Origin of the sequence: Pseudomonas sp. SHLD1 (assembly GCF_028640935.1) — a bacterium.
In the GTDB taxonomy this organism is placed as follows: domain Bacteria; phylum Pseudomonadota; class Gammaproteobacteria; order Pseudomonadales; family Pseudomonadaceae; genus Chryseomonas; species Chryseomonas aestiva.
Window position 1 is genome coordinate 746,568 of the sequence record NZ_JAQZAD010000013.1, and the last position, 16,679, is coordinate 763,246.

Genomic DNA, 16,679 nt, shown 5'->3' on the forward strand with positions numbered 1-16,679 from the left:
GCGGGTTCTAACCGCGGCGTGCGGTGAGTAGCAAACTGGCCAAAAGGCCGGCGACCAGGCCCCAGAAGGCCGAGCCGATCCCGGCCAGGGTCAGGCCCGAGGCCGTGACCAGAAAGGTGATCAGCGCTGGCTCGCGCTGGCCAGGGTCGGCCAGGGCGCCGTGCAGGCCGTTCATGATGGAACCGAGCAGCGCCAGGGCAGCCACCGAGATCACCAGCTCGCCTGGCAGGGAGGCGAACAGCGCCGCCAGGGTGGCGCCGAACAGCCCGGCGAGGCCGTAGAAGAGTCCGCACCAGACCGCCGCCGTATAGCGCTTGCTGGCATCTTCATGGGCCTGGGGGCCGGTGCAGATCGCCGCGCTGATGGCCGCCAGGTTGATGCCATGGGAGCCGAAGGGCGCCAGCAGCAGCGAGGCGAGGCCGGTGGTGGCGATCAGCGGCGAAGCCGGAACCGCGTAGCCATCGGTACGCAGCACGGCGATACCCGGCATGTTCTGCGAGGCCATGGCCACCACGAAGAGCGGGATGGCGATGCCGATGGTGGCCGCCAGGGAAAAGGTCGGTGTGGTCCACACCGGCACCGCCAGTTCCAGCCGCAGGCTGTGGAAGTCCAGCAACCCCAGCCCGGCCGCCAGCAACAGGCCGACCACCAGGGCGACCAGCACGCAGTAGCGCGGCCACAGTCGCTTGGCCACCAGATAGGCCAGGGCCATGCCCAGGACCAGGGCGGTCTGGTGCTGGGCCGCGGCGCAGATCTCGATACCGATGCGGAAGAGGATGCCGGCCAGCAGGGCGGCGGCGAGTGCCGGCGGCACCCGGCGCAGCAGGCGGTCGACGCTGCCGGTAAGACCGCAGAGCGCGAGCAGTACGGCGCAGATGACAAAGGCGCCGATGGCGTCGCTGTAGGGTACCGACGGCAGGCTGGTGACCAGCAGCGCCGCGCCGGGGGTCGACCAGGCGATGACGATGGGCGTGCGGTATCTAAGCGACAGGCCGATGGTGGTCAGGGCCATGCCGATGGACAGCGCCCAGATCCAGGAGGAGATCTGCCCGGTACTCAGGCCGGCATTCTGGCCAGCCTGGAACATCAGCACCAGGGAGCTGGTGTAGCCCACCAGCATGGCGACGAAGCCGGCGACCACGGCGGCGGGGGAGGTATCGGCCAGCGGGGAAAGGCGTTGCGGAGCCGCGTGCATCGAAAAACCTCAGTGATGGCCGAACAGGATGGGGTAGAGGGACAGCACCAGCAGCAGCGCCATGCTCCAGTTGAACAGCCGCAAGCGTGCCGGGCTGCTGAGCAGCCGGCGCAGGCCCATGCCGAACAGCGTCCAGAGGCTGACGCTGGGCAGGTTGATCAGGGCGAAGAGCAGGGCGACCAGCAGCAGATTGGCGGTGAAGTTCTCGGCCGGAATATAGGCGGTGACCGCGCCGATGGCCATCACCCAGGCCTTGGGGTTCACCCACTGGAAGGCCGCCGCCTGGAAGAAGCCGAAGGGCTTGCCGCTGCCCGACTCCCGCGGCGTCGGGGCCGCGGCGGTGGCCAGCTTCCAGGCCAGGTACAGCAGATAGCCGCCGCCAATGACCCGCAAGGCGATCTGCAGCGGCGGATAGAGCACGAACAGCTGGCCCAGGCCGAGACCGGTGCAGATGACCAGCAGCATGTGGCCCAGGCTGATGCCGAACATGTGCGGCAGGGTCCGCCGAAAGCCGAAATTGACCCCTGACGCCAGCAGCATCATGTTGTTGGGGCCGGGCGTGGCGGAGGAGACGAAGGCGAAGAGCATGAAGGCGGAGAGCAGTTCGACGGTCATGACGGGCATCCCTGGGCTTTGCGCCAGCTTAGCCAGGCGTCGCTAGCGGGTATCCGTACACCGAGGCCGCGAACCAGCGGTACAGTTTTCAGGAGTCGACCGAGGGTTGCGAACTGTCCTGGCTGCCTTCGGCTTCATGGCGACCGGCCAGCGCCTGGTTGAAGGCCAGCCAGCCTTCGGCGGCGTCCGCTCCGGCCGTGACCAGCGCGGCCTGCACCAGCCGCATCTGCTCGCGTCTCAGGGTCTGCTCCAGCGCGGCGCCGCCGCGGGTGAGCGACAGCCGTCGCTTGCGCTTGTCCGTCGCGTCGGTCGCCATGGCCACCAGTTGCATCTCCAGCAACTGCCGCAGCGGAATGTTCAGCGCCTGCTTGCTGACGTTGAGCACGTCCAGCAGGGCCTTGTTGCTCAGTCCCGGTTCGCGGGCGATGAAGAACAGGATGCGCTGGTGGACCCGGCTCAGGCCGCGGCGCGCCAGCATGTCGTCGGCCTTGGCGGTGAACGCCTGATAGCCGAAGAAGAAGGTCTCCATGACCAGGCGCTGCTGGGTGGTCTGATTTAGGTCAAGCATATTGACTTGTCTTTCCGGAGTGCATTAGGGTCGGTCAAGTAGTTTGACTCATTAGCCGGCCACGGGCCACAGGAGGGCAGATGGTATTTTCCGAACGGGTAAGCCGACTCAAGAGCAGCCTGATCCGCGACATCCTGGCGGCGGCGCAGCGCCCGGAAGTGATGTCCTTCGCCGGCGGCCTGCCCGCCGAGCGCTGTCTGCCGGCGATGGACTGGAGCCGGATGCCGGCCGGCCTGGGTCAGTACGGCATGAGCGAGGGCGAGCCGGCACTGCGCGAAGCCATCGCCGCTCAGGCACGCGGCTATGGCCTGGACTGCACGGCGGACCAGGTGCTGGTGACCACGGGTTCGCAGCAGGCCCTGGACCTGATCGCCAAACTCTATCTCGACGTCGGCACTCCGGTGCTGGTGGAAGGCCCCACCTATCTCGCGGCGCTGCAGAGCTTCCAGTTCTTTGGCGCGGATTGCCTCGAAGTCAGTCTGGCCCCGGAGGGACTGGATCTGGCTGCCTTGCGTCTGCAGCTGGAACGGCGGCGCCCGGCCTTCGCCTATCTGATCCCGACCTTCCAGAATCCTTCCGGTGTGCGCTATTCCGCGGCCAACCGAGCGGCGGTGGCGGCCCTGCTGGACGAGTACGGTGTGACCCTGGTCGAGGACGAGCCCTATCGCGAGCTCAGCTATGACGGCGCGCCGGCGCGACCGCTGTGCGCCCAGCTCCGACGCAGCGCCTGGATCCACACCGGCAGCCTGTCCAAGACGCTGCTGCCCGGCCTGCGCGTGGGCTACCTGATCGCCTCGCCCGAGTTGCTCAAGCCGCTGCGGGCGCTCAAGCAGGCCGCCGATCTGCATACCTGCCGCATGAGCCAGTGGCAGGTGCTGCAATGGCTGGGCAGCGAGCGCTATGCCCACCACCTGGAGGAGGTGCGGGCCTTCTACCGTGAACGCCGCGATGGCTTCGCCCTGGCGCTGCCACGACATTTCGGCGATATCGCCGATTGGCAGATTCCGCAGGGCGGTCTGTTCTTCTGGTTACGGCTGAAAACGCCCCTGGATACCCGTACGCTGCTGGACGCCGCCCTGGCGCAGGATGTCGCCTTCATGCCGGGCGAGCCGTTCTTCGCCGAGCCGGATCGTCATCGCGGTCTGCTGCGGCTCAATTTCAGCCACGTGCTGCCCGAGCGGCTGGACACCGGCCTCGCGCGCCTGGCCGGCGTGATCCGGTCGGCCACCCCCCATTGCAAGGAGCTGTGAGATGTATCAGGTCTATGGCGATCGTCGTTCCGGCAACTGCTACAAGGTGGTGCTGATGCTGCACCTGCTCGGCGTGGAGTATCGCTGGCACGAGGTCGATATCCTCGCTGGTGAGACCCGGAGCCAAGCCTTCCTGGCGAAGAATCCCAACGGCAAGATTCCGGTGCTGGAGCTGGAAGACGGCACCTGCCTGTGGGAGTCCAACGCCATCCTCAACTTCCTCGCCGACGGCACGCGCTTCCTGCCCAGCGAGCCGCGCCTGCGGACCCAGGTGCTGCAGTGGCAATTCTTCGAGCAATACAGTCACGAGCCCTATGTGGCCGTCGCGCGTTTCATCCGGCTCTACCAGGGGATGCCGGCGGAGCGCCTGGAGGAGTACGAGGTCTGCCAGGTACGGGGCTACAAGGCGTTGCGGGTGATGGAGCAGCAGCTGCAACGCACGCCCTTCCTGGTCGGGGAGCAGTACTCGATCGCCGACATCGCGCTCTATGCCTATACCCATGTTGCCCATGAAGGCGGCTTCGGACTGGACGGCTATCCGGCGATCCAGGCCTGGCTGGCGCGCGTGGCAGCGCAGCCGGGGCATGTCGCCATCAGCTGAAATGCGAACAGGGGAGCCGGGCTCCCCACGGGATGCCAGTGCGTGCTCAGCGGGCGCTGACCACGAATTGCCAGTACTGGTTGAGGCGGCGCTCGCCACCATTGGCGGTCAGCAGCACCGAGGATGGCGGCTTGGACTGCAGCTCAGGCAGAGATTTCATCAGCGTCAGCCAGTTGCTGTAGTAGGTCTGCAGGCAGCGCCGGGCGGTGCCGTTGTTCTGCAGCGAGGTGAGGGCTCGCTGATAGGCCGGCTCGATCTGCGACAGCGCCTGGACGACGCAGGTGTCGGTATCGGAAAAGCGGGCGGTGTCGCCAATGCGGGTGCCGGCGATCACCGCCTTGTTCGCGCAGCTCTTGAAGGCAATCATGCTGGCCTGCTCGAATTGCAGGGCATTCTGATCCATGGCGAACGCGGGTGCGCTGCAGACGGCGGCGGCAACGAGGGCTAAGGCGTAAAGGTGGCGGTTCATGGTGGCGTCCCTGACTACGTCGGTACAACGTGGTGGCATCAATGCACAGCGGCAGACTGCGCCGCCAGACGAATGTTCAGCGCGAAAGGCGGCAAAGCGCCATCAGGTGAATTCCACCAGACCGACGGTAGTGAGACCTATGAACAGGGCGGTCAGAGCGACCATGGCGAACGCCAGGAGATAATCTTCCATCAGGGATTTCCCTACTACGATGACGGCAGTAGGACCGATGGCAAATGGCCAGGTTCTGGCGAAGTCGGGAGCGAGAGGAGCTGGCCGACGAAAGGTCGTCAGGCCGGAGGGAGGGCGACGACGCCCGGTGGACGTCGTCGCCTTGACATCACTCTTCCAGACGATTCTTGTCGAGTTGCTTGGCCAGGCCGGCACCCAGGTCGGCACCGGTCACCGGCGCGGCATTCGGATCTGACATCGTGCGGGTGGCGAGCTGCTCGATCGCCTTGGCCTGCATCGGTGGCAGCTTGACGCTGGCCAGGCCGTCGCCACCATCCACGGCCGGTCCGGGCTGTTCGACGAACTCCCAGTCCTGACCCTGATTCCAGGGTCCACGCATGTCGCCTTCGCCTTGCGACATATTGTAGTAGACGCTGGCGAATTCGGGGCGGGGCGGCACCTTGCCCTGGGGGAAGTTGGGCTGAATGGAATGCAGCGCGTTCTCGAAGGACTTCTGGTGCGCGATCTCGCGGGTCATCAGAAAGCTCAGGGTGTCCTTGATGCCGGCATCGTCGGTGACGTTGATCAGGCGCTCGTAGACGATCTTGGCCCGGGCTTCGGCGGCGATGTTGGACCTGAGGTCGATGGTCGGTTCACCGATGGTGTCGATGTAGGCCGCGGTCCAGGGTACGCCAGCCGAGTTGGTCAGGGCCGGACCGCCACCATAGAGAATCTGGGTGAGGTGGGAGTCGTTGCCCGCGCCGGTCAGAGAGCGGTACAGGTCCGCTTCGTCCTGGGTCTTTTCCGCCAGGTCGCCCTTGGCGCCCTTGTTCAGCATGGCGATCATTGAACCGATGATTTCCAGGTGGCTGAGTTCTTCGGTGGCGATGTCGAACAGCATGTCCTTGCGGCCCGGGTCGAGCTCGGCTATCGCCTGGGTGAAGTAGCGCATGGCGGCGGCGAGTTCGCCTTGGGGGCCGCCGAATTGCTCCAGCATCAGGTTGGCCAGGCCGGGATTGGGCTCGGACACGCGCACGGTGTATTGCAGTCGCTTGTTATGGACGAACATGTAACCTCCAGGGGCTAGTCACGGTATAACTCGGGCGGTTCAGCGCTTCGCGGTGAGATCGGGATCGGCGGAGCGTTCGAGGAAGGCACGGGTGGTGGCGGGCAGGTCTTCCAGCAACCAGGCCGCCATGGCCTTCTCCTGTTCGAGGATGCGTTCGCAGGCCTGCTGCGTTTCGGTGTCGCCGATCTCGGCAGCCGCCGCGATCAGCGTGGTGTAGGTGGCAATCTCGATGTTTTCGAAGACGTAACCGGCGATGGCACCCTTGATGACCTCATCGCTCATGGGCGCGCCGCCCAGGGTCTGGCCGAGCGCCATCAACTTGCCGCCCATGTCCTTGAGGGTCGAGGCGCTGCTGCCGTGACGGCTCAGGCAGCCTTCGATGATCTGGCGCTGCTCCTGGGTTTCCCTGATGTGCTGCTCGATGCGCTGGCGCAACTGCGGGTAGTGCTCCAGCCGGGCGGACTGGGCGGAGAGCATCTTCTCGGCCTGTTCCTCCATGGCGTGGGCATCGCGCAGCCAGTCGATGAGGTTGTCTTGCTTGGAAGAGGTCATGGAAAATTCCTGCTCGTGGAGAAGGGCGACAACGGGCTGGAGGGCCCCGCCAGATTGCGTTCTGTCTGCTTATTAGTGGCCCTGGCCTAGCGAGAGATTCGAGGCGCGACAGCCTTTCTGATCGATGGGGAAAGCTCGCCCTTTTTGTTCTACAAGCCCAGCGGCCGGGGATCGTCTGGCAGGGTGAGTTATTGGACAGGAGCCCTGCGGCTGTATAACTCTTGTCCTAGCCCATTCTGGCCTTTAGTCATATCTTTGCCGTTCGCGCCGCCAAGGAAACCGTTCATTCGGTAGTTGCCGAAGCCAGGGGCATCTGTGTCAGGATTCGGGGAATGCACGGGAAGGAGTCAGCATGAGAGGGCCTGAGGAACAGTCGCCAGGCGCACGCCCGGCCAGGCCGCTGGAGGCACGCTGGCCGGATCCGAACGCGCCGGGGATGGCGGCGGAGCAGATCATCGCGCAACTGCGCGCGGCCGCCGCCGATGCCGACTGGGCCTGGTACCAGCGCCGCGGCAACTGGTCCTGCATGGCCATCGGCAATGGCGCCAGTGCCTGGCCGGAATTGCTCGATGACGAGGCCCTGGCGCAGCTGTCCGCCGAGGCCGGGCTGCACTGCCATCCCACCGGCAGTGGCCCGACGCCTCTGGGCTGGTTGCTCGCCCGTCCCGATGGCCACACCGATTTCCCCGCGCTGGCCCTGAGATTCGGCTTCGTCCTGCAGCGCCTGCAGCTGCAGCGGGCCCAGGCCATCCAGCAGGTGCTCTACGACATTACCTACCTGGCCAGTTCGACCCTGGATCGCCAACTGTTCATGCAGCGGACTCACGAGCTGCTGGTCTCGCTGATCGACGCCGAGAACTTCTTCCTGGCGCTGCAGGATGCCGACTCGGACCAGATCCACTATCCCTATTATTTCGATCAGCGCGACGAGAGTCCGCCGGAGCCCGGCTCCTTCGAGCTGATGGATCGCGAGCGGCCCTGCCTGACCGCCTATGTGCTCATGCACGGGGTACCGCTGCTGCTGGCCAAGGAAGCGATCGAAGCGGCGCAAGTGTCGGGGCCCTACTATTGTCAGGGCTCGGTTCCCGAGTTCTGGATGGGCATCCCGCTCAAGGACGGCGCCGATCGCACCTTCGGGGTGCTCAGCCTGCAGGTCTACGACCGCGAGCGCCGCTACGGCCCAGAGGACCAGGCGCTGTTCCAGGTGATCGCCCGCGACGTGGCCATGGCCCTGGATCGCATCCTCCGGCGCGAATCCCTGGAAGCCACCGTGGGCCAGCGCACCCAGGAGCTGTCGGAGGTCAATGCCCGGCTGCGTGAGCAGATCGCCGAGCGCGAACGCGCCGAGCAGTTGCAGGCGGCGCTGTTTCGTATCGCCGAGCTGTCCAGCGCCAGTACCGACATGCCGGAACTCCTGGGCGGCTTGCACCGGGTGGTGGGTGAGTTGCTCTATGCCCACAACTTCTATATCGCGCTCTACGACGACGCCTCGGGCGAGGTGAGCTTCCCCTATTTCGCCGACGAGCGCCGTACCACGGCGCCCGTCACCCGGCGCGGCACCCGTGGCTATACCGAGTACACCATCCGCCAGCGGCGACCCTGCATCATCGATCGGCAGAAGGCCCGGCTGCTGATCGAGCAGGGCGAGATCACCCCGGTCGAGGGTACCCCGGAGGCCTACTCCTGGCTGGGCATCCCGCTCTACGACGGCAAGCACGTCCGCGGCGTGCTGGCGGTACAGAGCTATCGCGAAGACGTCTACTACAGCCGGCGCGACCAGGAGTTGCTTACCTTCGTCTCGCGCCATATCGATACCGCGCTGTCCCGGCGCAGCGCCGCGGAAGCCATCCAGCAGTCGCGCCAGGCCCTGGAGTTCAGGGTGCAGGAGCGCACCCGGGCGCTGGACGCGGCCAATGCCCGACTGCTGTACGAGAACAACCACGATGCCCTGACCCGGCTGCCCAATCGCAGCTTCTTCCAGCAACGCCTGGGCGAGCTCTGGGCAGCGCTGGAGCGCGACGGGACCGGTCTGGCGGTGATGTTTCTCGACCTGGACAGATTCAAGCGGATCAACGACCAGTTCGGCCATCCCTTCGGCGACCTGCTGCTGGTGGCCGCCGGTGAGCGATTGTCGAGCTGCCTGCGCGAGACCGACCTGCTGGCACGACTGGGTGGCGATGAATTCGCCATCCTGGTGCCCGGTGGCGGCCTGGATTCGCCGGTGGCCATCGCCCAGCGCATCATCGAGGCCTTCGATCGTCCGCTGGTGATCGACGACCACAGCCTGTTCGCCTCCTGCAGCATCGGCATCGTGCTGGCCGATCCCAGCCTGCATCGCCAGCCGGATGACCTGCTGCGCGACGCCGATACGGCCATGTATCGGGTCAAGCAGGGTGGGCGCGACAACTTCGCGGTCTTCAACCAGGAACTGCGCCAGGTGGTCTCCGATCAGGTGGTGCGTGAAGGCGCGCTGCGCAAGGCGCTGAAGAATGGCAACGAACTGGAGCCCTTCTTCCAGCCGATCATCGACGTCACCAGCGGCCGTGTGGCGGCGCTGGAGGCACTGATCCGCTGGCGTCAGCCGGACGGCAGCGTCCTGGCGCCGGGCGCTTTCCTACCCGAGCTGGAAGGCATGCGCCTGATCGGACGCCTGGATACCTACATGCTGACGCGCATCGCCGCCACCCTGGCCGAGCCGACCCAGGCGCACTGGCCGGTGGTGCACGTCAATTGCTCCAGCTACAGCATCGTACGGCCGGACTTCGCCGACGAGGTGCTGAGCATCCTGGCCGCGTATGGCGTGGCGCCGTCGCGGATCTGCCTGGAGTTGACCGAAGGGGCCCTGGTCGCCGAGCCGGAACGCGCCAAGGCGGCCATGGAGGCCCTGGATCGCCACGGAGTCTCGGTGGTGCTGGACGATTTCGGCGCGGGCTTCTCCTCGCTAGGCTACGTCCACGAGTATCGCTTTCGTGGCCTCAAGATCGACAAGTCCTTTGTCCTGCGTCTGGCCGAGAGCGCGCGCAGCGTCGCCATCGTTCGCGCCATCGTGCGCATGGCCGAGTCACTGGGGCTGGATGTGGTCGCCGAGGGCGTCGAGGACGCCCAGGCGTTGCAACTGCTCAGGGACATGGGTGCCCGCCACGCCCAGGGTTATTTCTTCGCCCGCCCGCTGGATCTGCTCGCGACCCGGCGGCTGCTGGCCAGGGTCGTCGACTAGAAGGCGACGCCGGCGACCAGGATCAGGTTGGTGTAGGGCTGGCACTCGCCGGTGCGGATCTGCACCCGCGCCTGGCGACACAGGGCCTTCATTTCGTCATGGGAAACCAGGCGGCGGCTGCCCAGGGCACCGCTCGCGGTCAGGCGTTCCAGTTCGCCCAGGGCCGGGGGCTGGGCGGTGAGGGTTTCCTCGGCGAGCAGATGACTTTCCACCTGCATCTCGCTGAGCAGCGCCTGCAGCACACTGAGAAAGTCCGGCACGCCCGGGGTGACGGCCAGATCGACCAGCGGGGTGCCCGGCGGTACCGGCATGCCGGCGTCACCGATGACCACCAGGTCGCCGTGACCGAGACTGGCGACGGCCTGGGACAGGGCGATGTTGAGCAGGGAGGTCTTTTTCACCGGGCGAGCTCCTGGCGGGTGGGGATGGACGGCTGGGCGCCCGGGCGGGTGACGGCGATGGCGGCGGCCTGCTGGCCGAGGGCGATGGCGGCATCCACGCTCAGACCTTCTGCCAGCCCGGCGGCGAAGCCACCGAGGAAGGTGTCGCCGGCGGCGGTGGTGTCCACCACCTTGACCGGCGTGGCCGGGTGGTGGCGGCAGCTGTCGGCGGTGACCTGCAGCAGGCCCTGGCCACCCAGGGTCAGCAGCACCTGGCGGGCGCCGGCGGCGACCAGCTGACGCGCGGCCGCTTCGGCCCGCTCCAGGGTGTCCACCGGCAACCCGGTCAGCAGGCTGGCTTCGCTTTCATTGGGCACCAGGTAGTCGATATGGGCGTACCACTCGGCCGGCAACGGACCGGTGGCCGGCGCCGGATTGAGGATCACCGTCTTGCCCAGCGCATGGGCGCGGGCGAGGGCGTCGCCCACGGTGGCCCGCGGCACCTCCAGCTGGGCGATCACCAGCTTGGCCTGGTCGAGCACCTGCTCCTGGGCCTGCAGGTGCGCGGCGGACAGCTCGCCGTTGCCACCGGCGACGATGACGATGGCGTTCTGGCCCTGGTCATCCACCAGGATGGAAGCGATGCCGGTGGGAACCTCGGCAGCCACCGAGACGCCCCGGCAGTCGATGCCTTCCTGCACCAGGCTGCGAGTGAGAAAATCGCCATAGGGATCGGCGCCGACGCAACCGATCATGGCGACCCGGGCGCCCAGGCGTGCCGCGGCGACGGCCTGATTCGCGCCCTTGCCGCCGGGTGCGGTGGTGAAGGTATGGCCGGCGAGGGTCTCGCCGCCCTTGGGCAGGCGCGGGGCGCGCACCACCAGGTCCATGTTCAGGCTGCCGATGACGACGACGTCAGGGTGCATGGGAGGTCTCCAGAGCAGAGGGCGCCGCGGTGGATTCGCGCAGCACCAGCCGGGGTACGGCGATGTCGTGGGTGGAGGGGCTGCCGACCGTCTCGCGGCGCGCCAGCAGGAGCTGGGCGGCGCGCTCGCCGAGGTCACGGATCGATTGGCCGATGGTGGTCAGGGCCGGGTAGAGATAGCGGCTGAGTTCGATGTCGTCGAAGCCCACCACCGAGAGCTGGCCGGGGACGCTCAGGCCCAGCTCCGCGGCGGCGCGCAACACGCCCAGGGCGATGGTGTCGTTGCCGGCGAAGATCGCGGTCGGGCGCTCCGCCCGGGCCAGCAATTCGCGGGCCGCGCCATGACCGGCCGCGGCGGTGAAGGGGCAGCGCTGGATGGCGCCAGGCGCGAGGCCGGCGTCCGCCAGGGCCTCCTGGTAGCCGGTGATCCGCTCGCTGGCGACGGGGGAGTCGGCCGGGCCGCCGATGCAGGCGATCCGCCGATGGCCGAGCTCCAGCAGATGACGCGTGGCGAGCAGGCCGCCCTGGTGGTGATCGATGCGGATATGCGCGGCCTGGACCCCGTCCAGCGGCCGGTCGGCCAGCACCAGCGGGATGCGCAGGCCGGCGAGGGCGCGGGCGAAGCGCGGATCGCCGTCCACGGTGGCGACCACCAGGCCGTCGATGCGGCGCTCCTTGAGCACCCGCAGATAGCGCAGCTGCTTGTCGGCATCGTCATCGGAATTGCAGAGGATGACGCTGTAACCCTGGCGCTCGCAGTGATCCTCGATCCCCCGCGCGAGTTCGGCGAAGTAGGGGTTGACCACATTGGGCACCAGCACGCCGAAGGTGCCGGTGGCGCGACTGCGCAGGGAGCGGGCCACGCCGCTGGGCACGTAGCCCAGCTCGGCGATGGCCGCCTCGACCTTTTTCCGTACGCCCGGACTGACCGGGCGACTGTTGTTCACCACGTGGGAGACCGTGGTGTAGGAGATGCCGGCGCGGGCGGCGACATCCTTGATGGTCGCCATCAGCCCTTGCTCTTGGCGCGCTGGCTGCGATAGGTGTCGAGGATCACGGCAACCACGATGACCGCGCCGGTGATGATGCGCTTGGTCGGCTCGCTGGCGCCGATCTGGGCCAGGCCGGCGGCCAGTACCGAAATGATCAGCACGCCGAAGAAGGTGCTGATCACCGAGCCGCGGCCGCCCATCAGGCTGGTCCCGCCGATCACCACGGCGGCGATCACCTGCAGTTCCAGGCCCACGCCGGCATTGGGATCGGCGGCTTCCAGGCGGGAGATCTGGAACAGCGCCGCCAGGCCCGCCAGCAGGCCCATGAGGGCGAAGACGATGACCTTGTAGGGCTTGGGATTGATCCCGGCCAGGCGCACCGCTTCCTCGTTGGTGCCGATGGCGATCAGGTAGCGCCCGAGCACCGAGCGGGTCAGCAGCAGCTGCGCGACCACGATCACCAGCAGGGCGATGACGAAGGAGGGCGAGATGCCGAAGGCGAAGGGCGTCGACAGCCAGGCGTAGGCATCGCCGATATAGGCGGTGCGCGAATTGGTCAGCTGGTAGGCGGCGCCACGGGCCATTTCCAGCACGCCCAGGGAGACGATGAAGGAGGGGATGCGCCAGGCCACGGTCACGCTGCCGGTGAGGGTCCCGGTCAGGGCCGCGCAGAGCATGCCCAGGGCGGCCGCCGGCAGGATGCCCCAGCCCCATTCCAGGGTGGCGACGCTGACCACGGCGGCGGCCAGGGCGACCACCGAACCCACCGAGAGATCGATGCCGCCGATGATCAGGATGAAGGTCATCCCGGTCGCCAGCACCATCAGATCGGGGATCTGGTTGGCCAGAGTGGTGAAGGTGGCATAGGAGAGAAAGTGGCTGCTCATCAGGGAGAACAGCACGATCATTGCCAGCAGCGCAGCGGCCAGACCGATGTAGGTGCCCAGGCCGAGGCCGAAGGCACGCCGGGAAGAGGTGACGGGAAGACTGCTCATCGAATGGCTTCCTGAGAAAGGGTTTGCGGCGGGACAGGTTCTTCCAGCAGGGCTTCGCGGGAGCGATAGCCGGCGAAGGCGGCGGCCAGCAGCCGCTCCTGATCCCAGTCATGGCGTTCGAAGGTGGCTTCCAGGCGGCCCGCGGAGATCACGCCGATGCGATCGCAGATCAGCATCAGCTCGCGCAGGTCACTGGAGACCACGACCAGGGCCTTGCCCTGGCGGGTGAGTTCGGCCAGCAGGCCATAGATCTCGAACTTGGCGCCGACGTCGATGCCGCGCGTGGGTTCGTCGAACAGCATCACCTGGCAATCGCGTTCCAGCCAGCGCCCGATGACCACCTTCTGCTGGTTGCCACCGGAGAGTTCGCCCACCGGCTGGGTGCCATCGCTGCAGCGGATGCGCATGCCCTTGATATGGCGCTCGGCCAGGGCCGCTTCCCGCGTGCCACTGACCAGGCCCTGCCGGGCGACCTTGGCCATGTTGCCCAGGGCGATGTTGGCGCTGATCGGCTGGCTGAGCAGCAGGCCTTCGCCCTTGCGGTCCTCGGTGATGAGTGCGATGCCCTGGCGCACCACCTTGGCCGGCGAACCCAGGTCGACCGGCTTGCCGGCCAGGTGCACCGCGCCGGAATCGGCCTGATCGGCGCCGAAGATCAGTCGCAGGAGTTCGGTCCTTCCGGCGCCGATCAGGCCGGAAATACCATAGATCTCGCCAGCGCGGACGCTGAAGGAAACGTCCTGGACCTTGTCGGCGCGCGTGAGACCCTTGACCTCCAGCAGGGGCGGGCCGAAGCGGCGTTCGCCCATGTCGAGGTGCTCGCCGAGATCGCGGCCGACCATGAGGCTGACGATCTGCTCGGTGCCGTACTCCGCCATGGGCGCGTCGGCCACCAGCCGACCATCACGCAGTACCACCAGCTGCTGGGCGATGCGCTTGAGTTCTTCCAGGCGATGGGAGATGTAGACCAGGGCCACGCCCCGGGCGCGCAGGCGCTCGATCTGCTCGAACAGCAAATCCACCTCGCGCGAGGTGAGCATCGCGGTCGGCTCGTCGAGAATCAGCACCCGGCAATCGCCGATGAGGTTGCGGGCGATTTCCACCATCTGCTGGTGACCCACGCCCAGGTCGGCGATGGGGGTATCCGGATCTATGGCCTCCAGGCCGACCTGGGCCATGGCCAGCCGCGCCTGCTCGCGCAACTGGCGTCGGTCGATCCAGCCCAGTCGCCGGGGCAGGCGATTGAGAAAGAGATTTTCCGCCACGGTGAGGGTGGGCAGCAGGTTGAGTTCCTGCATGACCATCCGCACCCCCTGGGCTTCCGCCTCACGGCGGCTGCCCGGGGCATAGGGTCGGCCGAGGAAACTCAGCTCGCCGGTGGTGGGTTGCACCAGGCCACAGAGGATCTTGGACAGGGTGCTCTTGCCGGCGCCGTTTTCCCCGGTGAGCGCCAGCACCTGGCCGGCGCGCAACTCCAGGTCCACGCCGCCGAGTACCGGCTGGGCATAGGTCTTGCCGATGCAACGAGCGCTGAGGATGACCTCGGACGACATGGGGCTCTCCTTGGCTCAGGGCTGGGTGACGAGTTCGACCGGCGTCTCGATCACGCCGTCCTTGGCGCCGGTGGGCTCGCCCTTGACCAGCTTGAGCGCGGCGTCGATACCGAACACGGCCTGCTTGGCGGCGAACTGGTCGGCGGTGGCGAGGACGCGGCCGTCTTTCAGCATCGGGTGGATGGCCTTGATGTTGTCGTAGCCGACGATCTGCACCTGACCTTTCTTGCCGGCGGCCCGCACGGCGGAGACGGCGCCCAGCGCCATGCTGTCGTTGCCGGCCAGCAGGGCCTTCAGGTCGGGATACTCGTTGAGCATCGCCGCGGCGACGGCATTGCCCTTGTCGATTTCCCAGTTGCCGGACTGCACGCCGACGATCTTCATGCCGGCCGCTTCCATGGCGTCCTTGAAGCCCGCGGTGCGCTGCTGGGCGTTGGTGGTGGTGGAGACGCCTTCGATGATGCCAACCTGGTCACCCTGCTTGAGCTGCTTGGCGAGGTACTCGCCCACCAGCCGTGCGCCCTTGCGGTTGTCGGGGCCGACGAAGGGGATGTCCAGGGACTTGGACTTGAGCACCTCGGGATCCAGGCGGTTGTCGATGTTGACCACCTTGATACCGGCGTCGCTGGCCTTCTTCAGCACCGGTACCAGCGCCTTGGAGTCGGCCGGGGCGATGACCAGGGCATCGACCTTGGACACGATCATCTGCTCGACGATACGGATCTGGCTGGAGGTGTCGGTCTCGTCCTTGATCCCGTTCGAGATCAGGTCGAAGTCAGCAGAATGCTCTTTCTGATAGGTCTTGGCGCCATCTTCCATGGTCAGGAAGAATTCGTTGGCCAGGGACTTCATGACCAGCGCGACCTTGGGCTTTTCGGCGGCCGTGGCATGACTGGCGGTGAGCGGCAGGATCAGCGAAGCGGAGGCGAAAGCGATAGCCGCCAGCAGGCGGGCAGGGCGAAAGGCCAGCATAGGGGAATCTCCGAATTCTTATGGTTCTTGTGGTCGCGCAAACGTTTGCGCGTGATCGAGGATGTCCGCTTCGTTGGTAGCTGTCAACGCGAGCCACTACATGAATCGATTCAGCTCGCAGGGATGGCGGGTTGGCCCCGGCCACGCAGGCACCGGTATACTGGGCAATCGTATTCAACCAGGCGCCCGGCGCCCGAGAGTCTCTGCCATGTCCTTTTCCGAATCCGCCCTGAAGTCCCTCATCCGCGCCGTGCCCGATTTTCCCAAGCCGGGGGTGATCTTTCGGGACATCACGCCACTGTTCCAGTCGCCAGAGGGGCTGCGCGCTGTCATGGCGGAGCTGCTGGAGCGCTATCGTTCGGCAACCTTCACCCACGTCGGGGCGCTGGATGCGCGCGGATTCCTCATCGGCCCGATCCTGGCCTACGAACTGGGCAAGCCACTGGTGCTGTTCCGCAAGCAGGGCAAGCTGCCGGCCGAGCTGCTGACCGAGGTCTACAGCACCGAATACGGCGATTCGGTGATCGAGGTACACAAGGACAGCGTCAGTGCCGGTGATTCAGTGCTGCTTGTCGACGACCTCATCGCCACCGGCGGTACCCTGGTCGCCGCCGGCAATCTGATCCGCCGCCTGGGCGCCGAAGTCCACGAAGCCGCCGCCATCGTCGACCTGCCCGAACTGGGCGGCTCCAGGCGCCTGGAGGCCGCCGGCATCCCCACCTTCGCCCTGACGAGCTTCGCGCTGTCCGAATATTGAGTTTGCGTTGATCGCGGCCCTGGCGGTCCGCTGCCGCGGCCGCTCCTACAGGCGTACCGAACACCTGTAGGAGCGGCCCATGGCCGCGATAACGGCGCCGTACCTGACCGCAACGTCCTGCGGGTACCCAACTCCGTAGCGTGGAAAGCCGCGCAGCGCTTTCCACCTGGTGTGGTGCCCGTTCGTGGCCAAGGCTACGCCGTTGTCCGTCCTATGGTGATGCCTTTGCAGGCCTGACCGCATCGGCGGACCACCATGACTGTTACGGTTACTCAAATCGTAGGTTCGGTTGAGCGCAGCGAAGCCCAACAGCTCTTGCTCAGTGCCGGTCCCGTTGGGCTTCGACGATGGAGCCGTCTCAGCCCAACCTACTACGCTTTCTCGCAACCCTGGCAGCC

General features: G+C 66.7%; 16 protein-coding genes. 4 read left to right on the forward strand and 12 right to left on the reverse strand.

Going from position 1 to position 16,679, the window contains the following annotated elements:
• Positions 1-7 precede the first annotated feature (7 nt).
• The 3 genes from PVZ77_RS08835 to PVZ77_RS08845 form a co-directional block, all read right to left on the reverse strand.
• Positions 8-1,195 (reverse strand): benzoate/H(+) symporter BenE family transporter, encoded by a 1,188-nt coding sequence (locus PVZ77_RS08835; RefSeq protein WP_273807215.1) that lies wholly within the window; start codon positions 1,193-1,195, stop codon positions 8-10.
• Between the two features lie 9 nt (positions 1,196-1,204).
• A complete protein-coding gene (locus PVZ77_RS08840; RefSeq protein WP_273807216.1) occupies positions 1,205-1,810 on the reverse strand; it encodes a LysE family translocator in 606 nt (201 codons plus the stop codon).
• Positions 1,811-1,898: 88 nt separating this feature from the next.
• Positions 1,899-2,378 carry a MarR family winged helix-turn-helix transcriptional regulator gene (locus PVZ77_RS08845; protein ID WP_273807217.1) on the reverse strand — a complete coding sequence of 160 codons (480 nt, stop codon included), beginning with the start codon at positions 2,376-2,378 and terminating at the stop codon, positions 1,899-1,901.
• Between the two features lie 80 nt (positions 2,379-2,458).
• Between PVZ77_RS08845 and PVZ77_RS08850 the strand changes: the two genes are divergently transcribed.
• Both PVZ77_RS08850 and PVZ77_RS08855 read left to right on the forward strand, forming a co-directional pair.
• The gene (locus tag PVZ77_RS08850; protein ID WP_273807218.1) at positions 2,459-3,628 is read left to right on the forward strand and encodes an aminotransferase-like domain-containing protein; all 1,170 of its coding nucleotides are present in this window, start codon (positions 2,459-2,461) and stop codon (positions 3,626-3,628) included.
• 1 nt (position 3,629) lies between these two features.
• On the forward strand, positions 3,630-4,229 hold the full coding sequence (locus tag PVZ77_RS08855; RefSeq protein ID WP_273807219.1) for a glutathione S-transferase family protein: 600 nt from the start codon (positions 3,630-3,632) through the stop codon (positions 4,227-4,229).
• Between the two features lie 46 nt (positions 4,230-4,275).
• On the opposite strand, the gene PVZ77_RS08860 is transcribed toward PVZ77_RS08855, so the two are convergent.
• The 3 genes from PVZ77_RS08860 to PVZ77_RS08870 all read right to left on the reverse strand — a co-directional run bounded on the left by PVZ77_RS08860 (position 4,276) and on the right by PVZ77_RS08870 (position 6,490).
• Entirely contained in the window at positions 4,276-4,698 is a 423-nt protein-coding gene (locus PVZ77_RS08860) for a hypothetical protein (protein ID WP_273807220.1), read from the reverse strand.
• Positions 4,699-5,038: 340 nt separating this feature from the next.
• A complete protein-coding gene (locus PVZ77_RS08865) occupies positions 5,039-5,938 on the reverse strand; it encodes a manganese catalase family protein (protein WP_133860620.1) in 900 nt (299 codons plus the stop codon).
• Between the two features lie 39 nt (positions 5,939-5,977).
• Entirely contained in the window at positions 5,978-6,490 is a 513-nt protein-coding gene (locus PVZ77_RS08870; protein WP_273807221.1) for a ferritin-like domain-containing protein, read from the reverse strand.
• Positions 6,491-6,926: 436 nt separating this feature from the next.
• On the opposite strand from PVZ77_RS08870, the gene PVZ77_RS08875 reads away from it, so the two are divergent.
• Positions 6,927-9,707 (forward strand): bifunctional diguanylate cyclase/phosphodiesterase, encoded by a 2,781-nt coding sequence (locus PVZ77_RS08875; protein ID WP_405046289.1) that lies wholly within the window; start codon positions 6,927-6,929, stop codon positions 9,705-9,707.
• Here the strand turns inward: PVZ77_RS08875 and rbsD are convergent.
• From rbsD to PVZ77_RS08905, 6 genes are read right to left on the reverse strand one after another with little or no spacing between them, the layout of a single operon-like run.
• Entirely contained in the window at positions 9,704-10,108 is a 405-nt protein-coding gene (rbsD, locus tag PVZ77_RS08880; protein ID WP_273807223.1) for a D-ribose pyranase, read from the reverse strand. The two genes, PVZ77_RS08875 and rbsD, sit on opposite strands and share 4 nt — an antisense overlap.
• Positions 10,105-11,013, reverse strand: coding sequence for a ribokinase (gene rbsK / locus PVZ77_RS08885; protein WP_273807224.1), 909 nt, complete (start codon positions 11,011-11,013; stop codon positions 10,105-10,107). Before rbsK ends, rbsD begins: the two co-directional genes overlap by 4 nt.
• Entirely contained in the window at positions 11,003-12,022 is a 1,020-nt protein-coding gene (locus PVZ77_RS08890) for a LacI family DNA-binding transcriptional regulator (protein WP_273807225.1), read from the reverse strand. Before PVZ77_RS08890 ends, rbsK begins: the two co-directional genes overlap by 11 nt.
• Positions 12,022-12,999, reverse strand: coding sequence for an ABC transporter permease (locus PVZ77_RS08895; protein ID WP_208691311.1), 978 nt, complete (start codon positions 12,997-12,999; stop codon positions 12,022-12,024). Before PVZ77_RS08895 ends, PVZ77_RS08890 begins: the two co-directional genes overlap by 1 nt.
• Positions 12,996-14,552, reverse strand: coding sequence for a sugar ABC transporter ATP-binding protein (locus tag PVZ77_RS08900; protein ID WP_273807226.1), 1,557 nt, complete (start codon positions 14,550-14,552; stop codon positions 12,996-12,998). The genes PVZ77_RS08895 and PVZ77_RS08900 overlap by 4 nt, the downstream gene beginning before the upstream one ends.
• Positions 14,553-14,567: 15 nt before the next feature.
• Positions 14,568-15,524: a sugar ABC transporter substrate-binding protein gene (locus PVZ77_RS08905; RefSeq protein ID WP_273807227.1), complete on the reverse strand. Its 957-nt coding sequence runs from the start codon at positions 15,522-15,524 to the stop codon at positions 14,568-14,570.
• 208 nt (positions 15,525-15,732) lie between these two features.
• Between PVZ77_RS08905 and PVZ77_RS08910 the strand changes: the two genes are divergently transcribed.
• Complete coding sequence (locus tag PVZ77_RS08910) at positions 15,733-16,281, forward strand: adenine phosphoribosyltransferase (protein WP_273807228.1); 549 nt, start codon at positions 15,733-15,735, stop codon at positions 16,279-16,281.
• Positions 16,282-16,679 lie beyond the last annotated feature (398 nt).